Genomic DNA, 10,373 nt, shown 5'->3' on the forward strand with positions numbered 1-10,373 from the left:
CGGGGCACGCCGCCCCTACTGCCTGAAAATCAGGATTTTTAAAGAAATATCCAATCGCTCGTTCAATTTAGACGAGCTGATGGTTTGGTAATATTAAGTTCGAGTTGAATTCGGAGACTGATGATGATGCCAGTACTGAATCCATGTCATCTATCATACTAACTCTCCTCTTTTCTACTATACTCACCCTTCATGAAGTTTAAGTTAAGTTAATGCTGTAAACACTGACTGGGGCTTAGTTCTACGCAATTCTAAATATATTAACAAGGCATTAATATCAGCTGGATTCACTCCGCCAATACGTGCAGCTTGACCGATAGTCAGCGGTTTTACCTTACTAAGCTTTTCTCGCGCTTCTTTAGACAGGGTATCAATTGTTGTGTAATCCAAATCGGCAGGTAATTGGCGGTGTGCTTGACGTGCAATCTGCTCGATTTGATTCTGTTGGCGAGCCAGATAGCCAGAATACTTGATGTCAATTTCTACGCCTTCTTTTTCAGCTGGCTGGAGTTCGGCGCGACCTAGTCCGTAACTTTCAAGGTCTATGTAGTGAAATCCCGGACGACGCAGTAAGTCAGCTAGGGTAATGGAACCTTTGATTGCTTGTTGTGAAGCAGTTGCGATCGCAATTCCTATTTCATCGTGTTCTTTGACTCTTGTAGCGTAGAGCCGTTCTTTTTCGCTGGCAATCTGTGCTTGTTTGTTAACAAACATCTGCCAGCGGCGGTCATTAATCAAGCCAATTTCCCGCCCTAGGGGTGTCAAGCGTTGGTCGGCATTATCAGAACGCAGTAGCAACCGATATTCTGACCTGCTGGTGAGCATTCGGTAAGGTTCTCGCAAGTCTTTTGTACACAAGTCATCAACCAGCGTCCCGATATAACTTTGCTCGCGGGGAAAAATTATCATTTCCTGACCGCGCACAAACCGAGCTGCGTTAATTCCGGCGACAAGTCCTTGCGCGGCGGCTTCTTCATAACCTGTTGTGCCGTTAATTTGTCCCGCACAAAATAATCCGGCAATCTTTTTGGTCATCAGTGTGGGGTAACACTGGGTTGCCGGTAGATAGTCATATTCCACAGCATAAGCTGGACGCAACATGAAGCAGTTTTCCAAACCAGGGAGACTGCGTAACATTTGCAGTTGCAAATTTTCTGGCAACCCTGTGGAAAACCCTTGGATATATAGTTCTGGTATATCTCGTCCTTCCGGTTCTATAAAGATTTGGTGGCTTTCTTTATCAGCAAAACGCACAATCTTATCTTCAATACTGGGGCAATAACGCGGCCCTTTTGCTTCCACCCAACCGCCATAAACAGGCGACAGGTGTAAATTTTCCTGAATTAGGCGATGGGTTTCGGCGGTGGTGCGGGTAATGTAGCAGGGCATCTGTTCCCTTTCCACCCATACCTCTGGGTCGAAGCTAAACCAGCGTACTTCCTCATCTCCCGGCTGAATTGCCATTTTACTGTAATCAACCGATCGCTTATCTACCCGCGCTGGCGTACCTGTCTTCAGTCGTCCAGTTTCAAATCCCAGGCGATTGAGAGTTTGTGTCAATCCTTCAGCGGCAAATTCCCCAGCACGTCCGGCTGGCATGGATTTATTCCCAACCCAGATTTTGCCTCCTAAGAATGTGCCGGTTGTCAAGATTACCGCTTGACATTGAAAGGCGACACCAAAGTAAGTTTCAACGCCAATTACTTCATCGTTCGCATTCAGCACCAAGTTTGTAGCCATGCCTTCGCGGATGGTCAGATTTTCTTGGTTCTCGACAATATTTTTCATTACTGCTGCGTATTCGCGCTTGTCTGTCTGGGCGCGTAATGCCCATACCGCCGGCCCGCGTGAAGAGTTGAGGATGCGTTTTTGCAGATAGGTGCGGTCTGCCATCTTACCAATTTCTCCGCCGAGTGCATCCACCTCATGAGTTAATTGGGATTTAGCAGGGCCGCCCACGGCGGGATTACAAGGTTGCCAAGCGATTTTATCCAAGTTTAGTGTCAGTAGCAGAGTCCGACAGCCGAGGCGCGCCGCAGCAAGCGCTGCTTCACAACCGGAGTGACCTGCACCGACGACGATCGCATCAAAAGCGTCTTGGAATTCAACAAAATTGTGCATGGTCATACTTACAGCATCAGCAAACTTAGAGTTATTGATAATTTTAGCCGATCCAGTGCTTTCATGGAGGTGTCTTGCTGATAAAAAAGCTATCAAAATTACTAGTATAAGAAAGCTGGAAGCTAGAGGCTAGAGGCTAGAGTTTAAAGTTTAAAAAATCAGCTTTTTCTCTGTCTTAGATAGTACTTGCAGCTTAGTTTTTTATATATACAATTTAAATTGTAGATGCTTTTATCCAAAAGCAAATTTTGCTTTATATTTTATTGTTAGGTATATTTTATACAAATGAAACGAATTCTGAGAAAGACGAAATTTATCACTATTGTTGTTTTTATTATTTTTACAGTAGTTGCTAGTAATGGAATAAGTCACCATCAATTAGTTACGAATGCTCAAGTAGTAAATAAGTGCTTACCTACTGATTCAGTATCCTGTAACGATACTTCTAAATATCCCATATTATCTGCACCTAATCCTAATCTCAAACTGAGCAACCAAGAGCGATTTTTGTCTGCGATCGCTAATAAGTTACCAACCGTTCCTCAGCCCGGTACTTTTGAATATACTTTGCTACATGCCTATGGTGCTGCATTTGTAAATCAAGACACAGCAACTAAATTACCATCAAAAGTTATCTTTGCTGACGAGCAAGAAACTCAAGATTTTCAAAATACCCTGACTATGGAGAAAGTTAATGAAACTAACGACTGTTATTTACAAAAATCGGCAGCAGATGCTTTAAATAAGGCTCAAACATTACAAAAGATTTCTCTGAAATCAGGTTACGGTCAGGGTGATTGTACTCGCAGTTTTGGCACAAATTTAAAATTCTGGCATAAATATGCTAATGACAAAACTTTAGATAAAGTTAAACAAGGTAAAGAAACAAAAATTCTCGGCTTAGTTGCACCACCTGGAACTTCGCAGCATCTCTGGGGGTTAGCAATTGATTTACGCATAGCCAATCAAAAGCAAAGAGAAGCTTTGTATCAAAATGGCTGGTTTCAGACTGTAGAAAGTGATGTCCCCCACTGGACGTATATAGGTTTGTCTAAAGAAGATTTACCTCTGTTTGGTTTTAAAAACAAAGTTGTTAGAGGAATTAGCTATTGGTTGACACCACTTTAAGTATTAGATGTAATTCCAAGTTGGCAAAACTTAACTAAGAGAATATAATTCACCCAATTGTTGCTTACAATAATGCTTCTATTACTCGGTCAAAATTGCGAAGATAGACTTTTTCGTTATACTCTTGCCATTTTTCATTTGATGAGTAGGGTAAGCGTTTTAAAGTTATCTCTTGCACATAAGCCATTAATGGCCGACGAAGACGCTCATATTTCTCAAAAGCTGTAGCCATAGTTTGCATGTCATCCCAGCTATTGTTTTGGGCAACGTTTGCGATCGCAGTTACAATCGCGAGGGCATCTTCCAATCCTTGATTAGCTCCTTGAGCCATAAAAGGAGGCATTCCATGTGCTGCATCTCCGGCTAAAACAACTCGCCCTACACTCCAGGCTGGTTGTTTGATAGAGCGATCGCTATTACTGTCAGTTAGATGTGAATTAGTAGCGCGATGAATGTAAAATGGACGCTGCTGCATATTATCAGGAGGAGATATCCGCAGTAATTGGATAAGTTCGTCAGGAAAGCCTGCTTTCTCGAATTCCTGTACAGCTAATTCTATTAGGGAACTTCCAGACTTACTTTGCAACAACTCCAAAGGCAAAGCTATATGTATGGCGTATCCAACTTCACCAGTTGGTCTACGAAATAATAGCATCCTTGGCTCGTCCACATCAGTAGGATCTGTAGATATTTCATCACTACAAATTGTCAAAATGGGTGAGCCTTCAAAGAATTTATCTTCTAATTCTGTCCGCAGTTCGTTTGGTATTTCTGTTATCGTACAATATATAGATGCATACCCAGAATATTCAGGCCGCGCATGAGGATTATCTGAGTACAGTACCCTGCGAATTGTAGAATTAATTCCGTCTGCTGCAACAATTAGTTTAGCTCTAATTGATTTTGTTTCCGATTTTTGGTAGGCAATTTCTAAATTTTGAGACTGCATCTCATTAGATTTCTCTGCATCTGTCCAATGTGCGTAAGGGTTAGCTTCTGCACCTTTGTCAGAGACGTAATCGAGCTGGATGCACTGATTTTCTGGCTCATCTACAACATTGATACAACGGCGATTAGCTTTAACTAAGTCTTGAGGTAACATGTTTCTCAAGGTAGTTTGCAGTTCATACCAAGACAGTGAAACTCGTCCCTCGCCATAATCTTGAAACCACTCATCAAACCCAAGAGGAACTGACCGAATCCGCTGTCCCTGTAAATTTTTGAAAACCCATTCTAATTGAGTTGGAGCAGGTTTTTTTTCCTGAGTTGTTTCAACATTTTTCTGACCATCGGACTGCTGAGGATTTAAGAACCCAAGATTATTTTTCTTGACTTCTTCATAAGCATTAGGATCTAAATATTTGATAGCTTTTAATCCGTTGGGGAGAATATCTAATACTTGCCCAACTTGACGAAAGGCACGAGTTTGGTCTATTACAAGGATATTTTCGATACCACGTTTGCGTAAACCAACAGCTGTTGCTAACCCCACAGGCCCAGCGCCAACCACCAGAACATCGTATATGGCTGTAGGAGCAGATGAGGAAACAACAGCTTCAGCTAAGGTGTCAACATTGGCTGAGATATCTGCGGGTATATGAAGAGTTGATTCAAGTTCTGGCATTTTTATACAAGAAAAATGGGGATTGGTACTCAGTAAAGCGAGAAATATTAGCTATCAAGTAACATACCATCACAAAACAATCTTAATTGATGAGGCTGCGATCGCTCCTTTCAACATACTAGCTACTAGCACGAGCAGATTTTCATCAAACATCGGCTTTTTTGCTCGACAGTTCGTGTTCAAAGGTGCAAGTTTCGAGTTCAAAGGTGCAAATTTCAGGGTTAAACCCGCAACTTTCGGGTTCAAAGGTGCAAGTTTCGCGTTCACAAGTCAAATCATGAAGGTTGGAGGTGGAATGTTCGCCCTTTTTGCTCGACAATTCTTGTTTTGAAGTTGAATGATGAGGCTTGGAGGAGGAGCGATCGCCTTTTTTACTCGACAATTTGTGTTCTGATGTGCAAGCTTCGTGTTCGGAAATCCAATGATGAGGCTTGGAGGAGGAGCGATCGCCTTTTTTACTAGAAAATTTGTGTTCCGAGGTGCAAACTTCGCGTTCAGAAGTCGAATGATGAGGGTTTGAGAAGAAGCGATGCCTGCGGCGAGCTGCGCCAACGCCCTCTGTGTGTAACATTCTCAAAACGGTGTCTTTACATGTAGGTGAATAGTTTCTCCTAACTGCGGATGCTGAAAGCGAATTTCTCTTGCGTGTAAATGTAATCGATTGGCAACTGCACCACATCCATAAAGGCGATCGCCTAAAATACTCACCCCAAGTCCTTGCAAATCAGCAGCGTGAACTCTTAGTTGGTGGGTGCGTCCTGTGAGTGGTATAAACTCTACACGAGTGTAATTTCCTTGTTTTGCCATCACTCGAAAGCTTGTCAAACTAGCTTTACCGCGTTGCCAATCAACTTTTTGATAAGGGCGATTTTGCGGATCTCCCCACAGTGGCAATTCAATTACACCTGCGTTAGTAGTGACATCACCAGCAAGTACAGCTTCATAAATTTTGTGAACTTGACGTTCTTGAAACTGCCGATTGAGTTGACGATGAATAAAGCGATCGCGCGCCAGCAAAAGAATGCCAGAAGTTTCCAAATCCAAGCGATGCACAGCCGCAAGTCCTGAGTCATCAGGCAATAAATGACGCAAACGACTGAGAACGCTATCTTGGGTATCATAATAACGACCAGGAACCGATAGTAACTCAGCAGGTTTATCCACAGCAATCAGCCACTCGTCCTGATAAATAATCGTCAAACCAACGTCTTTGATACTAAAGCCGCCACTTCTTACTCCCCCTTCCCTGCGAGGGAAGGGGGTAGGGGGGTTAGGTTTCAATCCCGACAGCAAAAACCCCATTAACGGCTGACACCGTTCTGCACAAGCCCCATAAAATTCTCCTTGGACTTTATCTTGATTCACCGAAGCTGGCCCCCACCAAAACTCTGCCATCGCTAGTGGTTTCAAGTTATGCGTCGCAGCATAGTGGAGTAACTTCGGGGCACAACAATCCCCTGTACCAGTGGGTAGAGAACCTGTTGGCATCAATTGTTGCAGCGATCGCGATTGCCCGGAAAAGTTCGTCAGGCTGTAAACAGCGTGCATTTGCGCCTGCAACTGTCGGGACAATTCTTTACGCTGCTGTTTTAGTTCGCGCATCCGTGCATCAACTGCTGCGATCGACTGCTGAAGTGGCTGTAACGCTTCATCTCGTTGGCGTTTGAGTTTTCGCCGTTCAATTCCATGTTGACGACTTTCGGCATCAAGGTGTTCGAGGGCAATAGTCAGCGCTTCGTCTTTTAGAGTTTCACCCAATAGCCGACGCTTTTGTTGTCGTTGCTGTTTGCAATTGCGATGGCGATCGCTCATTGCTTGCAACTGCTGCTCAAATTCACGAGATAATGTTTCGTACTGCTGCCGTTCTGGGAGTTGTTTTAAAGTAATGAGTTCTTGCTTAATAACATCCAACTGGGCTAAAGTACAGGCTTCCTCTAGGGCTACTTCGTCTCGTCCTGGAATTGGCGGTATCCAACCCTCAACTCTATTGTGACCATTCATCAGACCGGAAAAGGCTTTGATGACTCTTTGTTCGCCAGTAGGCAATTCTACCAGCAATACCCCATACATCTTGCCTTCACGAGCATAACAGTCATTTTTGGCAAGGTATCGCATCAAACCACAGGCGATCGCTTCTGCTAAAGGTGTGCGCGGTAGTCTCAGTAATTTGCCACTTTCAGGACAATGCCCTTCATACCAATAGAGAACAGATGAGTCACTGACAGCAAAATTAGAATCAATAAAATCTGAAAGCGGATGGAGAAGCACAGGGGATTGGGGATCGGGTACTGGGGATTGGGGATTGGGTAATTAAGTAGAAGGCAGGAGGCAGGAGGCAGAAAGAAAAAGCCAAATTCTGAGCGGATTTCACAGGTTGGCATTTTACATTTAATTATGTCCACCTACTTAACTGAAAAATTATGGAATTTTACTTTACCCACTGACAAATTTTAGAACAATTTCCCAGTCCCCAGTCCCTAGTCCCCAATCCCCAGTCCCTAGTCACCAGTCCTCAATCCCCAGTCCAAAATGGTATAACCTAGAAGCAATGCCGGGATTATTCTTGTCAGTACAAGGACATCCTTCTTGACTCGATTTGAAGTTTCCTGTCACCGTGACTTGATGCTATCTCAAGTGCGATCGCGGCAAGATGGAAAAAGGCTTTTTTCCCAGGTGCAAGCTATGAATCAGGCTATCTGCATAAATCCTGACTGTCAACGTCCTTATCCTCAGCCTTGGGGAAACAAGTTTTGCAACAACTGTGGCACATTGCTACAGCTGTTAGACCGCTATATCCCAATCCAGCGCTTGGGTTCTGGAGGTTTTGCCCAAATTTACACAGTTTGGGATCGAAAGACCAAAACCGAGAAAGTTTTGAAAGTGTTAGTAGAAGATTCACCAAAGGCACTGGAATTATTTGCCCAAGAAGCAGAAGTTTTAATTAGATTGCAGCATCCCGGTGTCCCGAAAGTCGATGCCGATGGTTTTTTTCAATTAAATTTGACTAATCCCAAATCTCGCCAACTAGCTTGTTTGGTGATGGAAAAAATTAATGGGAAAACTCTTGAGGAACTCCTAGAAAATTATCCTCAAGGATGTCCTGAAGATATGGTTTTAAGTTGGTTCGCGCAAGTGCTAAAGATATTACAAGAATTGCACAAACGCCAAATTATTCACCGTGACATCAAGCCTTCTAATTTAATGCTGCGGATGCCTGCAACAGCAACCGCCTCAAACCAAGGCAGAAACGGTTGGGAACAATTGGTATTAATTGATTTTGGTGGCGCAAAACAATTTAGGACAGCAACGCTAAGTCGAGAGTCTAGTTCCACAAGATTATTTTCTTCTGGTTACAGTCCGCCAGAACAAGTAACAGGGGGAAATGTCAGCCCTGCTACTGATTTTTATGCCCTCGGTCGGACGATGATTGAATTGCTGACAGGTGAGTATCCACCAAACTTGGAAGATCCCATCACTAGCAAATTGATGTGGCGAACTAAGGTAAATGTGAACGTACATCTAGCAGATTTACTTGATGAGATGGTGCAAGAAGATGTGCGATCGCGTCCGGCAAATGCAGCTATTATCCAAAAACGTTTGGCGAAGATTAGCCGTAAATCAACACAGCCAAGCTTATTTGCTCAACTTCAAGACTTTGTACGCCAAGCATCTACGCAAACTTCTACCCAATTTACCCTATTCATCCAAGCCATAGAACAAGCTGGAGCCAGTTTTACCCAAAGTTTAGGCAAAACAATTGTTTTTATCGCCCAAGTGATTATTCAAGTCTTACAGGCATGTTTGGCAACAATTTGGGCGATGCTGCTAACTGGTATTGGCGCTAGTGTCGGTGCGATCGCTGGTTTTATCTTGGCACGAGGAACAATCTTAGGCGATCGAGTTGCCGAATTTATTTTTCGCCAGTTACCCGAATTAGTACAAAATACTCAAACTGTCGTCGGGACACAAAGTTTAGTGTTTGCCGCCGCTGGCTTAGGGACAGCCTGGGGTTTGACAGCATCGGGATGTTTTGGTCAACGACGGCGATTTTTGGTAGCTTCGCTGATGGGTGCGATCGCTTATGGATTTGCTTGGTTATTTTTGCAATTAATCTCTCCCCAAGATAGCAGCGAAGGACTGGTAACAGTGATTTTAGTTGCCGTTTTTCTGCTCGCGCTCAGTTTAGCTTTTCGCAGCCATCACATAGTTTACGCTGTGGTTGCTGCATTTGGTACTGTAAGCATCTTTACAGCTTTAATTTATTTAGGATTTCCGACGAATGTCTTTCAATTTTCCGGTACAACCTTCTGGTCGGCATTATTCCTTCCCCTGACTTTTTTTGGTTTTGTCGGCATCTTCATGAGCTTTTGGTTAGGGGTGAGTCATTACCTGATTGTGCCCGGATTACGCTTTTTGGGATGGCGTTAGCTATGAGGGGCTGGGGGAACTGGGGGAGATGAGGGAGATGAGGGAGATGAGGGAGATGAGGGAGATGAGGGAGATGAGGGAGACAGGGAAGATAAGAAATAATAATTACTCTTATCTTCTGACAACTGACAACTCTTGTACAGACGCGATTAATCGCGTCTGTACGACAACTGACAACTGACTCCTGCCATAAATACCCAAAAATTAAGATCCCCCCAGCCGTTTTTTATCTAGCCAGGGGGATCGCATATGTGGTAGTCTATAATTGGTTCGGTATAGTTCCTTACGAATCGATTCTATAGTCTAAATTTTGTTTTGAGTAGTGTAATCGTCAAAATTTATATTATTTTTATAGCTTCTTCACTACCGCTTCATCCCTGATATTTACTGAGAATCGCGCATATGTTAAGTATGATACTGAGGAAATGCGTAATTTCTCAACCATAACAATATCCATAAAAAACTATGAAACTCAAGATTGTTGCTAGCATTGCTCTGTTAGCCTTTTGCAGTTTGACAGAACAAGCCTTGGCGTTTAACCAGGGAGACTTGGAGCAGTTGAAGGCTACTGGTGTCTGTCCTCGATGCGATTTGAGTGGTGCAGATTTAACTCAACTAAATCTGACTGGAGCAAATTTGCGAGGGACTAACTTAGGGGGAGCCACTTTATCTCAAGTGAATCTGACAAATGCAGACCTGACTGGAGCTAATCTAGAAATTGCTATTTTGAATTCTGCAAATTTAACTGGTGCTTCCTTTACAGGAGCAAATTTAAAATCAGCTTCTTTAGAAAATGCCGATTTGTCTTTTGCTGGTTTCATTAGCGCCAATTTAGAAGCAGCTAACTTAAAGGATGCCAAGTTGCAGTTCACGAATTTTCGAGGAGCTAACTTCCGACTGACAACTCTAGCAAATGGTGCTGTCACTTCTGACAAGCCCTATGACTGGTCGTTAGAACGTACAACTCTCAAAAATTGTAACAAATTCAAGACTGAAAATCGCCCAGGCACAACTTGTTCTAATAAATAAAAGGACTAGGGACAGAAGGGCGGAAGGGTGGAGGGGCGGAGGG

7 protein-coding genes are annotated in these 10,373 nt (G+C 43.4%); 3 read left to right on the forward strand and 4 right to left on the reverse strand.

All coding sequences use genetic code 11. The annotated features are described in order from the left end of the window. Positions 1–204: 204 nt before the first annotated feature. Positions 205–2,127 (reverse strand): tRNA uridine-5-carboxymethylaminomethyl(34) synthesis enzyme MnmG, encoded by a 1,923-nt coding sequence (gene mnmG, locus I8752_RS12110; protein ID WP_214432566.1) that lies wholly within the window; start codon positions 2,125–2,127, stop codon positions 205–207. Positions 2,128–2,406: 279 nt separating this feature from the next. Between mnmG and I8752_RS12115 the strand changes: the two genes are divergently transcribed. Continuing rightward, positions 2,407–3,249 carry a D-alanyl-D-alanine carboxypeptidase family protein gene (locus I8752_RS12115; RefSeq protein ID WP_214432567.1) on the forward strand — a complete coding sequence of 281 codons (843 nt, stop codon included), beginning with the start codon at positions 2,407–2,409 and terminating at the stop codon, positions 3,247–3,249. 64 nt (positions 3,250–3,313) lie between these two features. On the opposite strand, the gene I8752_RS12120 is transcribed toward I8752_RS12115, so the two are convergent. The 3 genes from I8752_RS12120 to I8752_RS12130 all read right to left on the reverse strand — a co-directional run bounded on the left by I8752_RS12120 (position 3,314) and on the right by I8752_RS12130 (position 7,141). Continuing rightward, the gene (locus I8752_RS12120) at positions 3,314–4,873 is read right to left on the reverse strand and encodes an FAD-dependent oxidoreductase (RefSeq protein WP_214432568.1); all 1,560 of its coding nucleotides are present in this window, start codon (positions 4,871–4,873) and stop codon (positions 3,314–3,316) included. A gap of 145 nt (positions 4,874–5,018) precedes the next feature. Then, positions 5,019–5,444 carry a hypothetical protein gene (locus I8752_RS12125; RefSeq protein WP_214432569.1) on the reverse strand — a complete coding sequence of 142 codons (426 nt, stop codon included), beginning with the start codon at positions 5,442–5,444 and terminating at the stop codon, positions 5,019–5,021. Positions 5,445–5,446: 2 nt separating this feature from the next. Further along, a complete protein-coding gene (locus I8752_RS12130) occupies positions 5,447–7,141 on the reverse strand; it encodes an RluA family pseudouridine synthase (protein ID WP_214432570.1) in 1,695 nt (564 codons plus the stop codon). A gap of 414 nt (positions 7,142–7,555) precedes the next feature. On the opposite strand from I8752_RS12130, the gene I8752_RS12135 reads away from it, so the two are divergent. Both I8752_RS12135 and I8752_RS12140 read left to right on the forward strand, forming a co-directional pair. Further along, complete coding sequence (locus tag I8752_RS12135) at positions 7,556–9,301, forward strand: protein kinase domain-containing protein (RefSeq protein ID WP_214432575.1); 1,746 nt, start codon at positions 7,556–7,558, stop codon at positions 9,299–9,301. A gap of 465 nt (positions 9,302–9,766) precedes the next feature. Then, positions 9,767–10,330 carry a pentapeptide repeat-containing protein gene (locus tag I8752_RS12140; protein ID WP_214432571.1) on the forward strand — a complete coding sequence of 188 codons (564 nt, stop codon included), beginning with the start codon at positions 9,767–9,769 and terminating at the stop codon, positions 10,328–10,330. Positions 10,331–10,373 lie beyond the last annotated feature (43 nt).

Source organism: Dendronalium phyllosphericum CENA369, assembly GCF_016056275.1.
Classification (GTDB): Bacteria; Cyanobacteriota; Cyanobacteriia; order Cyanobacteriales; family Nostocaceae; genus Dendronalium; species Dendronalium phyllosphericum.

Excerpts from the sequence above, each read along its gene's own strand:
- I8752_RS12135 (WP_214432575.1), top strand. The coding sequence starts at position 7,556 with ATGAATCAGGCTATCTGCATAAATCCTGACTGTCAACGTCCTTATCCT.
- mnmG (WP_214432566.1), bottom strand. The coding sequence starts at position 2,127 with ATGACCATGCACAATTTTGTTGAATTCCAAGACGCTTTTGATGCGATC.
- I8752_RS12120 (WP_214432568.1), bottom strand. The coding sequence starts at position 4,873 with ATGCCAGAACTTGAATCAACTCTTCATATACCCGCAGATATCTCAGCC.
- I8752_RS12125 (WP_214432569.1), bottom strand. The coding sequence starts at position 5,444 with ATGTTACACACAGAGGGCGTTGGCGCAGCTCGCCGCAGGCATCGCTTC.
- I8752_RS12140 (WP_214432571.1), top strand. The coding sequence starts at position 9,767 with ATGAAACTCAAGATTGTTGCTAGCATTGCTCTGTTAGCCTTTTGCAGT.
- I8752_RS12115 (WP_214432567.1), top strand. The coding sequence starts at position 2,407 with ATGAAACGAATTCTGAGAAAGACGAAATTTATCACTATTGTTGTTTTT.